This window comes from Lysobacter sp. A378 (assembly GCF_054052125.1).
The window spans coordinates 602117-621468 of sequence record NZ_JBSVRK010000002.1; the positions used below are offsets into that span (position 1 = coordinate 602117).

The 19352-nt window shown below is 63.6% G+C and carries 19 protein-coding genes; 11 read left to right on the forward strand and 8 right to left on the reverse strand.

What is annotated here, in order from left to right:
- Positions 1–7: 7 nt before the first annotated feature.
- The 5 genes from ACW7G1_RS08720 to ykgO form a co-directional block, all read right to left on the reverse strand.
- Entirely contained in the window at positions 8–1225 is a 1218-nt protein-coding gene (locus tag ACW7G1_RS08720) for a TraB/GumN family protein (RefSeq protein ID WP_456979881.1), read from the reverse strand.
- A 93-nt stretch (positions 1226–1318) separates the two neighbouring features.
- Positions 1319–2218, reverse strand: a complete 900-nt coding sequence (locus ACW7G1_RS08725) for a carbon-nitrogen hydrolase (RefSeq protein WP_456979353.1) — start codon at positions 2216–2218, stop codon at positions 1319–1321.
- Complete coding sequence (locus ACW7G1_RS08730; protein ID WP_456979354.1) at positions 2215–3285, reverse strand: agmatine deiminase family protein; 1071 nt, start codon at positions 3283–3285, stop codon at positions 2215–2217. Before ACW7G1_RS08730 ends, ACW7G1_RS08725 begins: the two co-directional genes overlap by 4 nt.
- A 26-nt stretch (positions 3286–3311) precedes the next feature.
- Positions 3312–3662, reverse strand: coding sequence for a hypothetical protein (locus ACW7G1_RS08735; protein WP_456979355.1), 351 nt, complete (start codon positions 3660–3662; stop codon positions 3312–3314).
- Positions 3663–3853: 191 nt separating this feature from the next.
- Positions 3854–3979, reverse strand: a complete 126-nt coding sequence (ykgO, locus tag ACW7G1_RS08740) for a type B 50S ribosomal protein L36 (RefSeq protein WP_456961425.1) — start codon at positions 3977–3979, stop codon at positions 3854–3856.
- A gap of 134 nt (positions 3980–4113) precedes the next feature.
- Between ykgO and cmk the strand changes: the two genes are divergently transcribed.
- The 10 genes from cmk to ACW7G1_RS08790 all read left to right on the forward strand — a co-directional run bounded on the left by cmk (position 4114) and on the right by ACW7G1_RS08790 (position 14226).
- The gene (cmk, locus tag ACW7G1_RS08745; protein WP_456979356.1) at positions 4114–4809 is read left to right on the forward strand and encodes a (d)CMP kinase; all 696 of its coding nucleotides are present in this window, start codon (positions 4114–4116) and stop codon (positions 4807–4809) included.
- A 223-nt stretch (positions 4810–5032) separates the two neighbouring features.
- Complete coding sequence (gene rpsA, locus ACW7G1_RS08750) at positions 5033–6724, forward strand: 30S ribosomal protein S1 (RefSeq protein ID WP_456979357.1); 1692 nt, start codon at positions 5033–5035, stop codon at positions 6722–6724.
- A 190-nt stretch (positions 6725–6914) separates the two neighbouring features.
- Entirely contained in the window at positions 6915–7217 is a 303-nt protein-coding gene (locus tag ACW7G1_RS08755) for an integration host factor subunit beta (RefSeq protein ID WP_456979358.1), read from the forward strand.
- Between the two features lie 90 nt (positions 7218–7307).
- Positions 7308–7574, forward strand: coding sequence for a lipopolysaccharide assembly protein LapA domain-containing protein (locus ACW7G1_RS08760; protein ID WP_456979359.1), 267 nt, complete (start codon positions 7308–7310; stop codon positions 7572–7574).
- 3 nt (positions 7575–7577) lie between these two features.
- Entirely contained in the window at positions 7578–8756 is a 1179-nt protein-coding gene (lapB, locus tag ACW7G1_RS08765; RefSeq protein WP_456979360.1) for a lipopolysaccharide assembly protein LapB, read from the forward strand.
- Positions 8757–8763: 7 nt separating this feature from the next.
- On the forward strand, positions 8764–9750 hold the full coding sequence (locus ACW7G1_RS08770; RefSeq protein WP_456979882.1) for a lipopolysaccharide biosynthesis protein: 987 nt from the start codon (positions 8764–8766) through the stop codon (positions 9748–9750).
- Positions 9747–11660 (forward strand): polysaccharide biosynthesis protein, encoded by a 1914-nt coding sequence (locus ACW7G1_RS08775; protein ID WP_456979361.1) that lies wholly within the window; start codon positions 9747–9749, stop codon positions 11658–11660. Before ACW7G1_RS08770 ends, ACW7G1_RS08775 begins: the two co-directional genes overlap by 4 nt.
- Complete coding sequence (galU, locus tag ACW7G1_RS08780) at positions 11660–12559, forward strand: UTP--glucose-1-phosphate uridylyltransferase GalU (RefSeq protein ID WP_456979362.1); 900 nt, start codon at positions 11660–11662, stop codon at positions 12557–12559. The genes ACW7G1_RS08775 and galU overlap by 1 nt, the downstream gene beginning before the upstream one ends.
- A 42-nt stretch (positions 12560–12601) precedes the next feature.
- On the forward strand, positions 12602–13888 hold the full coding sequence (locus ACW7G1_RS08785; protein WP_456979363.1) for an NAD(P)/FAD-dependent oxidoreductase: 1287 nt from the start codon (positions 12602–12604) through the stop codon (positions 13886–13888).
- A complete protein-coding gene (locus tag ACW7G1_RS08790; RefSeq protein WP_456979364.1) occupies positions 13885–14226 on the forward strand; it encodes a tRNA-binding protein in 342 nt (113 codons plus the stop codon). The genes ACW7G1_RS08785 and ACW7G1_RS08790 overlap by 4 nt, the downstream gene beginning before the upstream one ends.
- Before the next feature lie 92 nt (positions 14227–14318).
- On the opposite strand, the gene ACW7G1_RS08795 is transcribed toward ACW7G1_RS08790, so the two are convergent.
- The 3 genes from ACW7G1_RS08795 to ACW7G1_RS08805 all read right to left on the reverse strand — a co-directional run bounded on the left by ACW7G1_RS08795 (position 14319) and on the right by ACW7G1_RS08805 (position 18621).
- On the reverse strand, positions 14319–15521 hold the full coding sequence (locus ACW7G1_RS08795) for an acetyl-CoA C-acyltransferase (protein ID WP_456979365.1): 1203 nt from the start codon (positions 15519–15521) through the stop codon (positions 14319–14321).
- A gap of 66 nt (positions 15522–15587) precedes the next feature.
- On the reverse strand, positions 15588–17963 hold the full coding sequence (locus ACW7G1_RS08800) for a 3-hydroxyacyl-CoA dehydrogenase/enoyl-CoA hydratase family protein (RefSeq protein ID WP_456979366.1): 2376 nt from the start codon (positions 17961–17963) through the stop codon (positions 15588–15590).
- A gap of 37 nt (positions 17964–18000) precedes the next feature.
- On the reverse strand, positions 18001–18621 hold the full coding sequence (locus tag ACW7G1_RS08805) for a TetR family transcriptional regulator (protein WP_456961438.1): 621 nt from the start codon (positions 18619–18621) through the stop codon (positions 18001–18003).
- Between the two features lie 258 nt (positions 18622–18879).
- On the opposite strand from ACW7G1_RS08805, the gene ndk reads away from it, so the two are divergent.
- Positions 18880–19305 (forward strand): nucleoside-diphosphate kinase, encoded by a 426-nt coding sequence (gene ndk / locus ACW7G1_RS08810; RefSeq protein WP_456979367.1) that lies wholly within the window; start codon positions 18880–18882, stop codon positions 19303–19305.
- Positions 19306–19352: the final 47 nt, after the last annotated feature.

Here is a 19352-nt window from a genome sequence, read left to right on the forward strand (position 1 = left end):
GGCGGTATCAGAACAGGGCGCTGAGTATTTTCAGTCCGCCGACCCATACGCCAATCGCTGTGCCCATGCTGGTCAGGAAGAAGTTCAGCAGTATCCGTGCGACCCGGTTGCGCCACCAGCCACGCATGGTCTGCACGTCCGTACGCAAGGCCATGAAGTCGGCGTAAGTCGGCTTGCGCAGCGTGGCCTCGGCCAACGCACTGAGCATTCCCGACCCCAGTGCAGGGTGCAATGGCGTAATCGGGGAGACCAGGAAGGCGACCAGGATGCTCAACGGGTGCCCGCCGGCGATCGCGCAACCGGCCGCGCCCAGCAAGCCGGTCGCCAGCACCCATTGCAGCAGCAACTCCGAGCCGACATCCAGGCCGCCTTGCGAGAAGCCCCAGGCGAAGCCGCCGATCACGATGGCACTCACCACGATACTGACCCACGGGATTCCGCTCTTCTTCGGCAGCGACTCCAGCTCCTCGCGGATCGCGGTCGGTGCGGAGGTCTCCTCGCGCAGATGCTGGGCCAGCCCTTGCAAATGACCGGCGCCGACCACCGCCAGCACCTCGCGTGAGCCGTCGTTGTTGGTGTCCTGGCGGATCTCGCGCAAGCGCGCCGCCATATACCGATCGCGTTCGGCAATCACCGTCTCGTAGACGGCCGGGCTTTCGCTGGCGAACTCGTTGAAGCTCGCCTCCAGCATGTCGCCCTGCTTGAGCTTCTCGATCTCCTCGCTGCCGACCTCGTCATCGGCAAGCAGGCTGACCAGCAACCCGCCGCCCAGCTTGGCGCGGCCCCAGAACCCGAGCCGGGACGAGGCGCGCTTGAAGGTCAGCCCGACGTCGCGATCAATCAGGTGCACGGGCAATTCGCGTGCCCGCGCTTCCAGCACCGCGCGCTTGAGTTCGGCGCCCGGTTCCACGCCCAGTTGCTCGGCGAGCCTGCGTTGGTAGGCGGACAAGGCCAGGTTGGCGGCAAACATCGCGGTCTTGCCGGAACGGATCACCTGGACCAGGTCAAGCTTGGCCATCGAGTCCGCATCTGTGAGGGCATTGAGGCGGGGTGCGTCCAACTCGACCGCGACCGCATCGTAGTTGCCGCTGGCGATCGCGGCGGCAACCGCTTCAACGCTGGCCCGTGATACGTGGGCGGTGCCCAGCAGGGTGTAGCGCACGCCGTCGCGCTCGACGACTTCATGTGGCTGCCCACGCAGGAAGTCCGGGGTAATGTCGTCCACGGTGGTCTCAATCATCAAGCGGCAACCAGTTGGAGCAAGGGGGAATGTGACGGTGGCACTGTGCCGGGTTGGACGCGCTGCGCCGGCGAAGGTTCAATCCCGGTAGCGCTTGAGCAAGTCGCCATAGGCGTCGATGCGGCGATCACGCAGGAACGGCCAGATCCGCCGGACGTCCTCGCTGCGTTGCATGTCGACTTCGGCCATGAGGATTTCCGGCTCACTGCCAGCCTCGGCGAGGAACTCTCCCTGTGGCCCCAGCACGTGGCTGTTGCCCCAGAAGTCCACTCCCGACGTCCCCAATGGCGACGGCTCGTGGCCAACGCGGTTGCAGCTCAGCACCGGCAGGCCGTTGGCAACCGCATGACCGCGGTGGCTGATGATCCAGGCATCGCGCTGGCGGTTCTTTTCGGCCTGGTCGTCTTCGGGGTCAAAGCCGATCGCCGTGGGATACAGCAGCAGTTCGGCACCAGCCAATGTCATCAACCGGGCTGCTTCCGGGTACCACTGATCCCAGCACACCAGCACACCGAGGCGACCCACCGAGGTATCGATCGGCTCGAAACCCAGGTCGCCCGGGGTGAAGTAGAACTTCTCGTAGAACCCCGGGTCGTCCGGGATATGCATCTTGCGATATTTGCCGGCGATACTGCCGTCGGATTCAAGCACCACGGCGGTGTTGTGGTAAAGCCCCGCCGCGCGACGCTCGAACAATGAGCTGACCAGCACCACGCCATGCTGCCGTGCCAGTTTCCCGAGACGCTCGGTGCTGGGGCCGGGGATCGGCTCGGCAAGGTCGAACTCGTCGACCGACTCGTGCTGGCAGAAATAGGGGCCGTTGTGGATCTCCTGCAACAGGACCAGCTTTGCACCCTGCCTGGCCGCCTCAGCCACGCGCTGTTCAATCAACCCCAGGTTGGCGTCGGCGTTGCCGGCTCCCTGGTCGATGATGGCGCGCTCCTGGATCAGCGCGACGGGAAGGGTCTTGTTGCTCATGATGATTCCATTGGCTGGGATCGCTGCCGGACGGCAGGCGGAACCAGCCCCGCCGGCAGCTGCATGGTGATGCAGTGCAAGCTGCCGTTCTGCCAGATCAGCGAGCGACACGGGACCTGTACGATTTCACGGCCCGGGAATGCCTTCGACAATACTGCCGCGGCGGCCGTATCGGCGATGTCATCGTAGGCGGGCATCAGCACTGCGCCGTTGATTACCAGGAAGTTGGCGTAACTGGCGGCCAGGCGACGTCCGCCGTCGACCACGGGCCTGGGCCATGGCAGCGGAAAAAGCCGGTAAGGCTGGCCGCTGCGAGTGCGCAAGGCCGACAGCTCGGCGCCCATCGTCTGCAGTTCGGCGAAATGGGAGTCATCCGGGTCGTCGCAGGCCTGGTAAACGATGGCATCGGTCGCGGCGAAGCGGGCGAGGGTGTCGATGTGGGCGTCGGTGTCGTCACCCTCCAGATAGCCGTGATCCAGCCACAACACCCGGTCCTGCTGCAACCAGCCAGCCAGTTGTTGCTCCAGCGCCGTTCTGGACGCATCCGGGTGGCGCTCGCTCAAGCATCTCCACGTGGTGAGGAGCGTGCCGGCACCATCGGTTTCAATGGCGCCACCTTCAAGTGCAAAATCAATGGCTTGCCGGGAACTGTCAATGAAGATTCCGAGATCACTCAGGGCTTCCACCAAGCGGTCATCGCGGCTGGCCTGGAATTTTCCTCCCCAACCGGTGAAGCGGAAATCCAGCAGCCGGTAGCCGTCGGTTGTCACCAGGGTGATGGGGCCGGAATCGCGTAGCCAAGTGTCGTCATAGGCAATCTCGATGAACGTGACTTGCTCCATCTCGACCCGTGCCGAAGCCAGGCGGGCGCGTGCATAGGCCTCGACGTCTTCATCGGCGACGCAGACAAGCACCGCCTGGAAGCGGGTGATTGCCGCGACCAGGGCGATATACGTCTCTTCGACGTCGCCCAGATGCTCGGCCCAGTCAGTGCCTGCGTGCGGCCAGGCGATCAGGATCGCCGATTGGGGTTCCCACTCGGCCGGAAAGCGCAATAAATCAGTCATCGATCAGGTCGGTTCATAGTGAGCGGTCACAAGATCGCCGGTTTCGGGCCGATCTCGCTGGTGTCGGCCTGGTTGGCAACCACGTCGATCACGCGGTTGTTCTCAAAGTAGACGGTAAAGGCGGGGTAGGCCCAGCGGTTGATGGTCGGCCATTGCTGCTTTTGCCCGCCACGTGGGTCCAGCCGTTGCGCGGGCGCTCCGAAGCGGGCTTCGACCTGTCCCATGCTTTGACCACGGGCCGGCACGGTCGCCGGGTTTTGCTGCTGGACGCGCTCGATCAGCAAAGTTTCTGCCGAAGCGGTGCTGCCCAGGGTCAATAATGCGAGCAACGAAAGTGCGATAACGCCGGTCTTCATCATCATGTCCCCATTCCCCATGCAAGAAGGCTTGGATTGTAAGCGCAAGGCCGCCGCAACTGGCAGCGCACGTCACGGATCGACGACGCCGGCTTCAAGGCGCCGGCTTCAACACGCCGGTTCCAGCACGCCGGTTCCAGCATGGGAAGGCCAGATGCGAGAAAGCCGCCCGGAGGCGGCTTTCTCGACCAAGCGCAGACGCGCCCGCAGAATCAGCGCTGACGCGCCTTGAAACGCGGATTCGACTTGCAGATCACGAAGACCTTGCCACGACGGCGAACGACTTTGCAGTCGCGGTGACGGGTCTTCGCCGACTTCAGGGAGTTCACGATCTTCATGACAAACCTCAGGCAACGGATGGATAAACGAGTAAGCCGGCAATTCTAGCGGGTCTTTGCGTGGCAGATCAAGGGGGTAGGGCGCTTTTATCCAGCAGGTGCCGGACAACGCTTGCATCCACGCATAATAGGGCATGACCAAAACACCCTTCATCGCAAATGACCCCGCCGCATCGCCGGTGCTGACCATCGACGGCCCCTCCGGATCGGGCAAGGGCACCATCAGTCGCCTGGTCGCGCGCCGGCTGGGCTGGCACTACCTCGACTCCGGCGCGCTGTATCGCGCCATCGGCGTTGCCGCCGGCTGGGGCGACATCGACCTGGCGGATCCTTCCGCGCTGGTGCGCTGCACCTTTGACACCGAAATCGGCTTTCGCGAGGTCGGTGAGGAGTTGCAGGTATGGGTGAACGGTACCGACGCCACCCACGAGCTGCGCACCGAAACCGCGGGGGCCGCCGCGTCCGCGATTGCCGCCATTCCCGAGGTGCGTGCGTCGTTGAAGGATCGCCAGCGCGCGTTCCGGCAGCCCCCGGGACTGGTCGCAGACGGCCGCGACATGGGCACCGTCATCTTCCCCGACGCCGCCCACAAGGTGTTCCTTACTGCCAGTGCCGAGGAGAGGGCGGGCCGGCGCTATAAGCAGTTGAATGACAAGGGGGTTTCCGTTACCTTAAGCGGTCTGCTACGGGAGATTTTGGCCCGTGACGCCCGTGACGCGAGTCGTGCGGTGGCGCCGCTGCGACCGGCCGATGACGCCGTGACCGTCGACACCACCGGAATCGGCATCGATGAGGTCGTCGAGCATGTCCTGAGCCTGATGACCGCGTAGCAGGGATCATCGCTTCAAATTTACCTGTTCCAGATTTATCTGTTCCAGATTTACTCGTTCCAACTCTACCCGTCGCAATCCCGCGGCGGATCAACCAACCGACACATGGTGCAGCTGCATCGCACCACATCAACGGGTGGGTCGACCACGTGCTGCTTGCGTTTGCCTCTGCGGGAAACGATGCCAGCCGGTGCGGCCCGTGTGTTCAATCGGATATTTTCCAATGACCGAATCATTTGCAGAACTGTTCGAACAAAGCGAGCAATTCCTCGCGAAGCTGAAGCCTGGCTCCATCGTGGTGGGCACCGTCGTCGAAGTTCGTACCGACGTGGTAGTCATCAATGCCGGCCTGAAGTCCGAAGGCATCGTGCCGATCGAACAGTTCCGTAACGACGACGGCGAGATCGACGTCGCCGTGGGCGACCAGGTGAAAGTCGCCCTGGATGCCATCGAGAATGGCTTTGGCGAGACCGTGCTGTCGCGCGAGAAAGCCAAGCGCGCGATGGTGTGGGACGAGCTTGAGGAAGCGCTCGAGAAGAACGAGACCATCACCGGCCGCATCAGCGGCAAGGTCAAGGGTGGTTTCACCGTCGACATCAAGGATGTCCGCGGCTTCCTGCCGGGTTCGCTGGTCGACGTGCGCCCGGTGCGCGACTCGACCTACCTGGAAGGCAAGGAACTCGAGTTCAAGCTGATCAAGCTGGACCGCAAGCGCAACAACATCGTCGTCTCCCGCCGTGCGGTGGTCGAGAGCGAGCACTCGGAAGAGCGCGAGCAGTTGATGGAGAAGCTGGTCGAGGGCGCGATCCTGAAGGGTGTGGTCAAGAACCTCACCGACTACGGCGCGTTTGTGGACCTGGGCGGCATCGACGGCCTGCTGCACATCACCGACATGGCCTGGAAGCGCGTGCGCCATCCGTCCGAAGTGGTGGAAGTGGGCGCCGAGCTGGACGTGCGCGTGCTCAAGTACGACAAGGAGCGCAACCGCGTCAGCCTCGGCCTCAAGCAGCTGGGCGAGGATCCGTGGGACAACATCGCGCGCCGCTACCCGGCCGACACCCGCGTGTTCGGCAAGGTCTCCAACGTCACCGATTACGGCGCGTTCGTCGAGATCGAGCCGGGTGTGGAAGGCCTGGTCCACGTGTCCGAGATGGACTGGACCAACAAGAACGTCAACCCGTCCAAGATCGTGCAGGTCGGTGACGACGTGCAGGTCATGGTGCTGGACGTGGACGAGGAGCGTCGCCGCATCTCGCTGGGCATGAAGCAGGTCTCGTCCAACCCGTGGGAGACCTTCGCGGTCCTGCACAAGAAGGGCGACAAGGTCGAAGGCCAGATCAAGTCGATCACCGACTTCGGCATCTTCATCGGCCTGGACGGCGGTATCGATGGGCTGGTGCACCTGTCCGACATCAGCTGGAGCTCCACCGGCGAGGATCTCGCCCGCGAGTTCAAGAAGGGCGACACCCTGGAAGCCGTCGTACTTGCAGTCGACCCGGAGCGCGAGCGCATCAGCCTCGGCGTCAAGCAGATGGAGCAGGATCCGTTCGGCCAGTACATGGCGTCGAACACCCGCGGTTCCATCGTTACCGGCACGGTCAAGGAAGTCGACGCCAAGGGTGCGACGATCGAACTGGCCGACGGCATCGAAGGCTACGTGGCGGCGCGCGACATCTCCAAGGATCGCGTCGAGGATGCCAGCAAGGTGCTCAAGGTTGGCGACGAGGTGGAGGCACGCTTCATTGGTATGGACCGCAAGGGCCGGACCATGCAGCTGTCGATCAAGGCGAAGGACGAGGCGGAGATGCAGGAAGCCGTGTCCGACTACAACCGTGCCAGTGCCGATGCGGCGAGTGGTACCACCAAGTTGGGTGCGCTGCTGCGCGAGCAGCTCAACAGCAATAAATCCGAGTGATTTCGGTTGCGCTGCCTGATTCAGGCAGCGCATGGGTCCTCGCCAGTGCTATCGCTGGTGTGGGCCACAAGGACGGCCCGGCCTTGGCCGGGCCGTCCTTCGTTTGGGGTGCCGTCGATGATGGCGTCACCGCCTTCGAGCTGATTTCCGCGCGTCTGGTAACGTTCCTTCAAGAGCACCCGCATTGCCCATGACCAAGTCAGAGCTAATCGAGATCCTGGCCCAGCGCCAACGCCACCTGAAGGGTGAAGACGTGGATTTGGCGGTGAAGGCACTGCTGGAAATGATGGGGGGCTCGCTGGCCGATGGTGAGCGCATTGAGGTACGTGGTTTCGGAAGTTTCTCTTTGCACTACCGCGCGCCACGCATGGGCCGGAACCCCAAGACCGGTGAATCGGTCGCGCTGTCGGGCAAGCATGTGCCGCACTTCAAGCCCGGCAAGGACCTGCGCGAACGCGTTTGCGATGCCACGCCGCTGGAAGAGGCCGACTAGGGCGGGCGGTACTTTTGTACACGCGCTTGCGTACACGTGGGGGCTGTTCAGCTAAGCTGTACGCCTAGCAGGAACCGACCGGAGGCTGTCATGCGTTTGATCCGATTGCTCATTGCAATTGCGTGCCTGGTACTGGGCGCCATCGTGGGAGCGCTCAATTTGCAGCCGGTAAGCATCGACGTGGGTTTCAGCCACATACCTGCCAACCTTGGCATCGCGCTGATCGTGGCGCTGTTGCTCGGGGTGGTGATCGGTGGGCTTGCCCTGAGCGCCAGCGTGATATTGCCGTTGCGCCGTCGCCTCGCACTCGCTGAGCGCGGCCGCGACGTGACGAAGTCACTGGATGGCGGGACCTGACCGGTGGAGTTCATCAACGAGTGGTTCTGGTTTTTCCTGTTGCTGCCGATTGCGGCGGTAAGCGGTTGGGTGGTCGGTCGCCGCGGCGGCGAGCGCCATAGCAGCACCCAGGTCAGTCGGCTTTCGACAACGTATTTTCGCGGACTCAACTATTTGTTGAATGAGCAGCCCGACAAGGCGATCGAGCTGTTCCTGCATATCGCGGAGCTGGACAAGGAAACTTTTGAGACCCAGGTCGCCCTGGGCCACCTGTTCCGTCGTCGCGGCGAGGTTGACCGTGCGATTCGCCTGCACCAGGCACTGGTGCAGCGTCCGGGCCTGAGTGACCAGCAAAAGGTCCAGGCCCTGCTCGCGTTGGGCGAGGACTATATGCGTTCGGGCCTGCTGGACCGGGCCGAGACCGTTTTCAGTGACCTGGTGGACCTCGACATGCGGGCGCCGCTGGCGCTGCGTCACCTCATCAACATCTATCAATCCGAGCGCGATTGGGACAAGGCGATCGAAAACGCACAGCGTTACGAGTCAGCCACTGGCGAATCAATGGGCAAGTTGATTACCCAGTTCGAATGCGAGCTGGCCGACCGACATCGTGCCGCCGGCGACGTCCAGGCCGCTCGCGCCGCCGTTGCCCGTGCCTACCAAGCCGATGCGAACTCGGTACGTGCGGGCATGCTCGAGGGTCGGCTGGAGGTTGACGCCGGCAACGATGCCGGTGCCATCCGCGCGTTCGAGCGAGTCGCGCGAACCGACCCGGACTACCTGCCAGAGGTCATGCCGGCGTTGCTGTCGTGTTACGAAAGAGTGGACGATGGCCCGGGTGCCCGTGCGTTCATGGCCGAGATGTGCGAGCACTATCGCGGCATCGCACCGGTACTGGCGCTGACGCGGATGGTCGAGAGTCAGGATGGGGTGGCGGCCGCGCGCGCCTACCTGGCCGAAGAGCTGAAAGATCGCCCTTCGGTCCGCGGCGAAGCGGCGTTGATGGAGCTGAGCATTGCCGAAGGTGCGGATCCATTGGCAACCTTGCACGACCTCAAACACATCACCGACCAGCTGCTCGTACGCAACCCCAGCTACCGATGCAATCGTTGTGGCTTTGGCGCGCGCAGCCACCATTGGCAGTGCCCGAGCTGCAAGGAATGGGGCACGGTCAAGCCATTGTTGAACTACGCTGTGGTCTGACACCGTGCTGGCCTGGTTGTTCCTCCACGCCTCGGTCGCCGCCGTTGGCACCTGGTTGGCGCGCCGTTATGCGCTCCAGCGTGATCTTGTCGATCATCCTGGCGAGCGGCGCAGCCATCATGTTGCCACCCCACGAGGCGGCGGTATCGCGATCGTGGCTGCGTTGCTGGTGGCGTCGGCAGCACTGGCATTTCGTGACCCGGCCTACCGGACCCTGCTGGCGGCTTTCGCCAGCGGCCTGGTACTGGTGGCCGGTGTGGGCCTGGTGGATGATCACCGGCCGCTCTCGCCCTGGTTGCGACTTGCCGTACATGGGTTGGCCGCGGTGTTGTTCGCTATTGCTGTCCAGCTGACATCCGGCAACCCCTGGGCTGGTGTGGCGGCGTTGGTGTTGGTGATGGTCCTGACCAATGTCTGGAACTTCATGGATGGGATCAACGGTTTGGCGGCCAGCCAGGCGGTGTTGCTCGCCGTCGTGGTGGCGTTGCTGCTCGGTGGCGTGTGGGGCTTGTTGGCCGCGGCGCTCGCCGCCGCGTGCCTCGGGTTCGTGCCGTATAATTTTCCCCGCGCCCGGATATTCCTGGGCGACGTGGGCAGCGGCGCCATCGGTTTCTCGATTGCCGCACTGGTCGCGGTCGGCGTCGCACGGATCGGTACGCATGCCGGTTGGCTGCTGCTGCCGTTGTCGGCATTCCTGGTCGACGCTGGCCTTACCCTGCTGCGTCGCGTGCTTCGCGGCGAACGCTGGTGGGTCCCCCATACCCAGCACGCGTACCAGGTATGGGCGCGCCGGGATGGTCATGTGATGGTCACATTGGCCTATGCAGGCTGGACAATAATTGCCGGCATCGCGGTGGTCGTCATGTTTGGAACCAGCACAATGGTCCTGCTTTGCAGCTGCGCAGCGTGGTATACGTCTGCCGCTTTTGCATGGTGGGTATTGCAACGTATTGAATCGGCAGCTCCCATGTCGACCCAGAAGGATCGCGAATGAGCGCATGGAAGGATCGTTGGTCGTCGTCGGCACCGCGGATAGCGGTGGTATTGCACGATCTCGCGATGGTCTGGGTGGTATGGCAGGGCTTGCACCGGATGCGTTATGGGGTGATGTTGAACCCACCCGAAATGACGTGGTGGTCGACTGAAATCGCATTGGTACTGGCTGCCCAGGGCCTGGTGTTCTGGCAGATAGGTCTTTATCGCGGTCTGTGGAGATTCGCGAGCGTTCCCGACCTGTGGAATATCTTCAAGGCGTGTGCACTTGGGCTGTTCGCAATCGTACTGGGGCTGTTTCTTTACAATCGGCTGAACCTGGTTTCGCGCACCGTCCTGGTGCTGTATCCATTGGTCCTGATGGGCATGCTCGGTGCGCCGCGACTGTTGTATCGCGCATGGAAAGACAGCCGGATGGACCGGGGCCATGGTGCTTCGATACGGATCCTCATTCTTGGCGCTGGTGGTTCCGGTGAGGCATTGGTCCGCGACCTGCGGCGCGTCGGCACGTATCAGCCCGTAGGTTTCCTGGACGATGCCTCTCGCCTGCGTGGCTCCAAGGTGCAAGGCGTGCCGGTGTTGGGCCGGGTCGCGGATGTAGCCGAGATCGCACGCGAGACCGCTGCACGCTTGCTGGTGATCGCGATGCCGTCGGCCGATGCGAAAGCCATGCAGGCCGTGGTGGCGTCTTGTGAGCGCTCGGGGTTGCCGTTCCGGATGGTGCCGCGCTTGCTCGACACCCTTGAGGGTCGTTCGCTGCCGGGTGAACTGAAGGAAGTGGCCATCGAGGATCTGCTGGGTCGCCAACCGGTGCTCCCCGACTGGAAGGCCATCCGCAGTTGGTTGGGCGCTCGCTCGGTGCTGGTCACCGGCGCCGGCGGCTCGGTTGGTTCGGAGCTGTGCAAACAGTGCGCCCGCCACGGTGCGCGCCGCATAGCTCTGGTGGAACAGGACGAGCTGGCGCTGATCACCGTGTTGGCCAACCTGCGCCGGGATTTTCCCGACCTGGAGTACATCCCGGTACTCGGTGATTGTGGTGATCCGGCCGTCATTGATTACGCACTGCAGGCTGCAGAACCGGAAGCCGTGTTCCATGCGGCCGCCTACAAGCACGTGCCGCTGCTGGAAACGCAGTTGCGCGAAGCCGTCCGTAACAACGTGCTCGCTACCGAGACGGTGGCCAGAGCCTGCCGTCGGGAGGAGGTCGGGACTTTCGTGTTGATCTCCACCGACAAGGCGGTCGATCCCGGCAACATCCTTGGTGCAACCAAACGGCTTGGGGAGATGGTCTGCCAGTCGTTGGTCGACCATCGCAGCACCCGCTTCGTGACGGTGCGCTTCGGCAACGTGCTCGACTCCGCTGGCAGCGTGGTGCCGTTGTTCCGCGAGCAGATCCGCCGTGGTGGGCCGGTGACCGTTACCGATCCCGAGGTAACCCGCTACTTCATGACCATCCCCGAGGCCTGCCAGCTGATCCTGCAAGCCTCGGCAATCGGCACCCATGAGGCAATCTATACGCTCGACATGGGTGAGCCTATACCGATCCGCTTATTGGCCGAGCAGATGATCCGGCTTGCCGGCAAGCAGCCCGGGCGGGACGTGTCCATCGTCTATACCGGCTTGCGCCCGGGCGAGAAGCTGCACGAAGTGCTGTTCCACGCAGATGAATGCTACCGCGCCACCGCGCATCCGAAGATCCTGCAGGCGGAGCCACGTGCGGTTGTTGCCACCGACATCCATGCCGCGCTGAGGCAGTTGCGCGACGCGTGCGGAAGCTACGATCTGGAACGTCTGGATACACTGGTGCACTCGACCGTCCCGGAATTCCAATCCATCGGCATGCATCCACAAGCCACGGTCGAGCCCTCCACCGTAGTGGCGTTCCCCTCGCGCACGGCAAGGAAAGTCTGATGTCGCAACGTATCCGCAAGGCAGTATTCCCGGTTGCGGGGCTCGGAACCCGGTTCCTGCCCGCCACCAAGACCGTCCCAAAAGAGATGTTGCCGATCATCGACCGGCCACTGATCCAGTACGCGGTAGACGAGGCGATCGAGGCGGGATGCGATACGCTGGTATTCGTCACCAATCGCTACAAGCACGCGGTCGCCGATTACTTCGACAAGGCTTACGAGCTTGAGGAAAAGCTTGAGCGTGCCGGCAAGCTGGAGCAGTTGGAGCTGGTCCGCAACCCGTTGCCCAAGGGAGTGCGGGCGGTGTTCGTCACCCAGACCGAGGCGCGCGGGCTGGGCCATGCGGTGCTTTGCGCCAAGCCCGTGATTGGTGACGAGCCCTTTGCGGTGCTGCTGCCCGATGACCTGATCTGGAACCGCGGTCCGGGCGCACTCAAGCAGATGGCTGATGCCGCCGAGGCCACCGGCGCCAACATGATCGCGGTGCAGGACGTGGAGCGCGAAAAGACCGCCAGCTATGGCATCGTGGCGACGGAGGATTTTTCCGACCGTCAGGGACGCATCCGCGCGATCATCGAAAAGCCCAAGCCGGCTGATGCGCCCAGTACGCTGGCGGTGGTCGGTCGCTACGTCCTGAGCCCGCGCATCTTCGAGTTCCTGGAAACCACCTCGCCGGGGTCGGGCGGTGAAATCCAACTGACCGACGCGATCGCGCGGTTGCTGGTCGAGGAGGCCGTCAACGCCTACCGCTTCCAGGGCACACGCTTTGATTGCGGCACCCATATCGGCCTGATCGGGGCGACGATCCGTTACGCGCTTGATCACGAGAAGCTGAGCCTCGCCGCCCAGGCACTGATGAGCGATGCGCTGAAGGAAATGGGTGTCACCGAGCTGGAGTAGTCATCGTTTGACTTTTCACGCGCCGGTCGGCTGACTGGCGCGATGGCCCTTTCCTACTACCAAGCCACGCTTCCGGCGCTGGCCCCCCGTTATCCGGCGTTGCAGGGCACACGCGATGCGCGCGCATGCGTGATCGGCGGTGGATTCGCCGGACTCAATACCGCGCTCGGCCTGGTCGAGCGTGGCGTTGGCGATGTCGTGCTGCTCGAAGCCGACCAGATCGGCTTCGGGGCTTCGGGCCGCAACGGCGGCTTTGTCTTCGGGGGGTTCTCGCTGGGTGAGGCATCCTTGTTGGCGCGGGTGGGGGCACGGCGGGCGCAGGCGATGTACGGCGGCACGATGCAGGCGGTGGAGTTGATTCGCCAGCGCATTCATCGCCACCGGATTGATTGCGATGTGGTCGAGGCCGGGGTGATCTGGGCCAACTGGTTCCGCGATCCCTCGGTGCTCCGGGCACGACAGCAACTGCTGGCCGAGCACTATGGCGTTGACTGGCAGTGGTTGCCGAAATCCGAACTGCGCAATCTGGTTCATAGCCGGCGCTATGGCGATGGCCTGTTCGAAGCCAATGCCTTCCACTTCCACCCGCTCAAATACGCGCTGGCTCTGGCCCGGACCGCTGTCGAAGCAGGGCTGGCCGTGCATGAGCGCAGTCCGGCGGTGTCGCTGCAGCGCAAGGGGGCGGGGTGGCGGGTAACCACGCCGGAAGGGAAGGTCGACGCCGAGCAGGTCGTGCTTGCCTGCGGTGGCTACCTGGCCGGTCTGGATCGCAGGGTCGATGCCTCTGTCATGCCGATCGCCACTTACGTGATGACCACCGAGCCGCTGGGATCGCGCATGGACGAGATCATGCAGACCCGCGCGGCGGTCTACGACAGCCGTTTCGCGTTTGATTACTACCGGCCGTTGCCTGACACGCGGCTACTATGGGGCGGGCGGATATCGGTGCGGGACCGTTCGCCGGAGGCGGTGAAGCGGTTGCTGTATCGCGACATGTTGAAAGTCTTTCCGCAGTTGGGAGGCGTGGCGGTCGATCACGCCTGGTCCGGCCTGATGAGTTACGCGCGCCATCAGATGCCGCAGATCGGACTGGCCGACGAGGGTCTCTGGCTCGCCCAGGCGTTCGGAGGCCATGGTGTGGCCCCGACCACGTTTGCGGGCGAACTGGTGGCGTCGGCGATTGCGCAGGGAGATGTGCGCTGGCGTGAATTCAACGAGTTCGGTCTGGCTCCGGCATGGAAGCCGGCCGGTCAGGTAGCGGCGCAATTGAGTTACTGGTGGGCCGGCCTGAAGGATGGATGGAAAGCGACAAAAGAGGGCAATCGATGAGTGGCGTTGAATCCATAAGCTGGGACGACTTCGAGAAGGTCATGCTGTGTGTTGGCACGGTGAGGCGTGTCGAGCCATTCCCGGAGGCGCGGAGGCCTGCCTGGAAGCTCTGGGTCGATTTCGGCGTCCACGGCATCCGCAAGACCAGCGCGCAGGTACGCGAGCTCTATGAACCCGAAGCGTTGCTGGGAAAGCAGATCGTCGGAGTGCTCAACTTTCCGCCCAGGCAGATCGGGCCTTTCATGTCGGAGTTCCTGCTGACGGGATTCCCCACGGAGACCGGCGTGGTAATCACCACGGTCGACCGCCCGGTTCCGGACGGCACCCGAATGGCCTGAGCAGCGCAACAAAAAACCAGGACCGCAGTGGCGACCCTGGTTTGTGTTGAGGTATCACGGGCGGGTAGCGGTGTTGCCGGTCCGCGGCAAGCTCAGAGCGACTCGAAAATACCCGCAGCACCCATGCCGGTACCGATGCACATGGTCACCATGCCGTACTTCTGCTGGCGGCGACGCATGCCATGCAGGATCGTCGCGGTGCGTACCGCGCCGGTCGCGCCCAGTGGATGGCCCAGCGCGATGGCGCCGCCCAGTGGATTGACCTTGGCCGGGTCCAGGCCGCAATCACGAATCACGGCCAGCGACTGCGCGGCGAACGCTTCGTTGAGCTCGATCCAGTCCAGTTGGTCCTGGGTCAGGCCGGCTTGCCTGAGCGCCTTGGGAATGGCTGCGATCGGACCGATGCCCATCACTTCGGGACGCACGCCAGCGACGGAGAAACTGACAAAGCGCGCCAGCGGCGTCAATCCGTAGTCCTTGATTGCCTGCGCCGAGGCAAGCAATACCGCGCCGGCACCATCGGACATCTGCGAGCTGTTGCCGGCGGTCACGCTGCCGCCGAACTGGCCGTTGCGGAACACCGGACGCAGTCTGGCCAGTCCTTCGATGGTGGATCCCATGCGCGGACCTTCATCGGTATCGACCAGGACCTTCTTCTCGCGGATGGTGTTGCGCTCCAGGTCGGGCAGGTGGGAAATCACCTCCAGTGGGCTGACCTCGTCGGTGAACTCGCCGGCCTCGATCGCCGCCAGCGCCTTGAGGTGTGACTGGAGGGCAAACGCGTCCTGGTCCTCACGACTGACCTTCCATTCCTCGGCAACCTTCTCCGCGGTGATGCCCATGCCGTAGGCGATGTTGACGTGGTCGTCCTTGAACACGTTCGGTGAGAGCGCCACCTTGTTGCCCATCATCGGCACCATTGTCATCGACTCGGTACCGCCGGCAAGCATCAGGTCGGAGTTGCCCAGGCGGATCTGGTCGGCTGCCAGCGCGACTGCCTGCAGGCCCGATGAGCAAAAGCGGTTGATGGTCTGCGCTGCGATGGTGTCAGGCAACCCGGCCAGCAGTACGCCGATGCGGGCCACGTTCATGCCTTGCTCGCCTTCGGGCATCGCGCAGCCAATGATGGCGTCGTCGATGCGGTTCACGTCGATCCCCGGCGCCTGGGCAATCACCGCCTTGAGTACGTGGGCGAGCATGTCGTCGGGACGGGTGTTGCGAAACGCGCCGCGCGCCTTGGCCACCGGGGTGCGGGTGGCGGCGACGATGTAGGCGTCTTGAACTTGTCTGGTCATTTGGTTTTCAGCCTCTGTTATGGGGCGAAACGGTTTGGCGAAGGTTGTTTTTCAGCCGAGTGAGGGTCAATTACGCAGCGGCTTGCCGGTCTTGAGCATGTGCGCCACGCGCGCCTGGGTCTTGGGCATCTGTGCCAGGGCGACGAAGTGCTCGCGCTCCAGCTTCAGCAACCAGTCCTCATCGACGAGCGAGCCGCGGTCGACCTCGCCGCCGCACAGCACCGTGGCGATGCGGGTGGCGATCTCGTAGTCGTGCTCGGAGATGAAGCGGCCCTCCAGCATGTTCACCAGCAGCATCTTGAAGGTGGCGATGCCGACGTCGCCGGCGACCTGGATCCTGCGCGCCGGCAATGGCGGACGGTAGCCGGACTCGGCCAGGGCACGCGCCTGGGACTTGGCGACATCCAGCAGCTCGAAGGCGTTGAATACGACCACGTCGCTCTTGCGGGCCAGTTGCAGCGATTTGGCCTCCATTGCCGAAGTCGCGACCTTCGCCATCGCGATGGTCTCGAACACGGTCTTCAGCTCGGCGAAGACATCGCCGTTCGGGCCGGCGGCGTCGGACGCGCGGACGGCCAGCTCCTTCAGGCCACCTCCAGCAGGCAGCAAGCCGACGCCGGCCTCAACCAGTCCGACATAGCTTTCCAGCCCGAGCACCGTGCGGGCTGCGTGCATCTGGAACTCGCAGCCGCCACCCAGGGCGAGGCCGCGAACCGCGGCCACCACCGGCACCAGTGAATACTTGATGCGTTGGCTGGTGCGCTGGAAGTTCGCCACCATCGCATCGAAGCCCTTGATGTCGTTGGCCTGCAACAGGCCCAGTGCGCCGGACAGGTCGGCGCCGGCGGAGAAGGGCTCCTTCGCCTGCCAGATCACCAGCCCGGCGAACTCCTTTTCCGCCCGCGAAACCGCTTCCTGCAGGCCATCCAGCACCTGGTCGGATACGGTGTTCATCTTGGTCTTGAAGCTGACCACGGCGATGTCGTCGCCTTCGTCGGCCCACATCCGCAGACCGTCGTTTTCGAACACCGTGCGGCCCTGCGAAAACTTTTCGCCCAGCAGCGCATCCGGGAAACGCTGCCGCGCGTACACCGGGTTGGACGAGCGCGCCACCATGGTGTCGCGTCCCGGACTGTAGCTGCCGTCGGTGGAGTGCACGCCGTCGCGGCCGTCGAACGCCCAGTCGGGCAGGGTGGCGTTGCTCATCGCATGACCCGCGACGATGTCCTCGGCAATCCATTCGGCGACCCGCTTCCAGCCCGCGGCCTGCCAACTCTCGAACGGACCCACCGACCAGCCATACCCCCAACGCATGGCGAAGTCGACGTCTCGCGCGGTCTGGGCGATGTCCTTCAGGTGGAAGGCGCTGTAATGGAAGGTGTCGCGGAAGCAGGCCCACAGGAATTGCGCCTGTGGATGCTCGCTGGCGCGCAGGGCGGCGAATTTCTTCGCCGGGTCGCGCTCCTTCAGCAGCGCCGCGACTTCCGGATCAAGTTCAGCCGCCGATGGACGGTAGTCCTGGCTCTTCAGCTCCAGCACCAGGATGTCCTTGCCGCGCTTGGTATAAAAGCCGGCGCCGGTCTTCGCACCCAGCGCGCCTTTCTCGACCAGTCCGGCCAGCCACTTGGGCGCCTTGAAGTATTGGTGCCACGGATCATCAGGCAGGGTGTCGGCCATGGTCTTGATGACGTGGGCCATGGTGTCCAGCCCGACCACGTCCGCAGTCCGGTAGGTCGCCGACTTCGGCCGGCCGATCGCGGGGCCGGTCAGCGCGTCGACGGTATCGAAGCCGAGCTTGAACTGCCCGGTGTGATGCATCGCGGCCAGCATCGAGAACACGCCAATGCGGTTGCCGATGAAGTTGGGGGTGTCCTTGGCGATCACCACGCCCTTGCCCAGGGTGGTGGTCAGGAATGTCTCAAGGCCTTCCAGCACGGCGGCATCGGTGCTGCGGGCCGGGATCAGCTCGGCCAGGTGCATGTAGCGCGGCGGATTGAAGAAGTGCACGCCGCAGAAGCGGTGGCGAAGCTCCTCGGGCAGTACTTCGGCCAGCTTGTTGATACCCAGCCCGGAGGTGTTGCTGGCCAGGACGGTGTGGGCCGGTACGTGCGGGGCGATCTTCTTGTACAGATCCTGCTTCCAGTCCATTCGTTCGGCAATCGCCTCGATGATCAGGTCGCAATCCTCCAGCTGCTTCAGACCGGTCTCGTAGTTGGCCGCCACGATCCGGCCGGCGAGCGCCTTGTCGGCCAGTGGAGCGGGGCTGAGCTTGGCCAGGTTGGCGATGGCCTTGGTGACGATCCCGTTGGGGTCGCCTTCCTTGGCCGGCAGGTCGAACAACACCGTATCGACCCCGGCATTGGTCAGGTGCGCGGCGATCTGTGCACCCATGACGCCGGCGCCGAGAACCGCTGCACGACGGACAAGTAGTTTGTTAGACATGGTCTGTAACTCCTTGGAAAATCGTATGTTTATTAGGTTAGTTTTTGAAGCCGGCGGCGGCGAACCGGATCAGTTCGCGGGCAGCCCGCTCGCGGTGGGCCTTTTCCAGTACGCCCGAGGGCCGTTTGATCAAGCCGAAATCGGCCATGGCATAGGTCAATGCGCCGGCCAGGAAATCCAGGCGCCAGTACAGCTCGGCCTTGCTCAGTTCCGGCAGGCACACGGCAATCGCCTTGGCAAAGTCACGCAGGACATGGCCGTAGCGCTCGGACAGGAACTTGCGCAGGCTGTCGTTCTTCTCCGCATAGGCGCGTGCGACCACGCGCACGAACGCCGCGCCGCCATGGCGATCCTGGGCAATGGCCAACGCGGGCTCCACGAAGGCCGCCAGGATTGGCTCCAGCTCCCGCGGTTGCAGCTCGACAGCGGCTTTCAAGGCCGCCAGCCGCTGCGCGCTCATGTCATCCATGCGTCGGCGGAACACCTCATTGACGAGGTTTTCCTTGCTGCCGAAGTGGTAGTTGACCGCGGCCACGTTGACGTCGGCACGGCTGGTGACCTGGCGGAGTGACGTCCCCGAGAAGCCGTGTTGTGCGAACAGCTCCTCGGCGGCTCCGAGGATTCGGTCCTTGGTTGAGAATTGGGTGGTCGGAATCATGCGAAAGCCCTGTCGGATGTAACCGGAAATGCCGTCTAATCAAACGCTTGTTTGATGCTAGGCCTTGCGATATGAATCGTCAACGCCGATAGCGCCAGGATGACGGCCCCAAAGCGCGTTTCCCGTTCGGATTTCCGTTAGAATTACCGCAGTCACACAAGCCAAACCCGCGTCCAGGCGCGGGTTTTTCTGTTACCCTCGGGCGTGGATCTTTCCAACCTTGCATAAGGTCGCCGCCCGCCCAATCGGAGATATCCCATGGCGCTGGAGCGCACTCTTTCCATCATCAAGCCCGACGCCGTTGCCAAGAACGTGATCGGCGAGATCTACGCCCGGTTCGAGAAAGCCGGCCTGAAAATCGTTGCCGCCAAGATGAAGCACCTGTCCAAGGCCGAGGCCGAGGGCTTTTACGCGGTCCACCGTGAGCGCCCGTTCTTTGCCGCGTTGGTGGAGTTCATGATCTCCGGCCCGGTGATGATCCAGGCGCTGGAAGGGGAAGGTGCGGTACTCAAGCATCGTGACCTGATGGGCGCGACCAACCCGAAGGACGCGGCGGCCGGCACCATCCGCGCCGACTTCGCCGACAGCATCGACGCCAACGCGGTGCATGGTTCAGACAGCCTGGAAAATGCGGCGACCGAGATCGCCTACTTCTTCCCGGCCACTGACATCCACAGCCGTTGATTCCATTGGCATCGGGTCTACCCTTACGGACCCGATGCCTGCTCTGC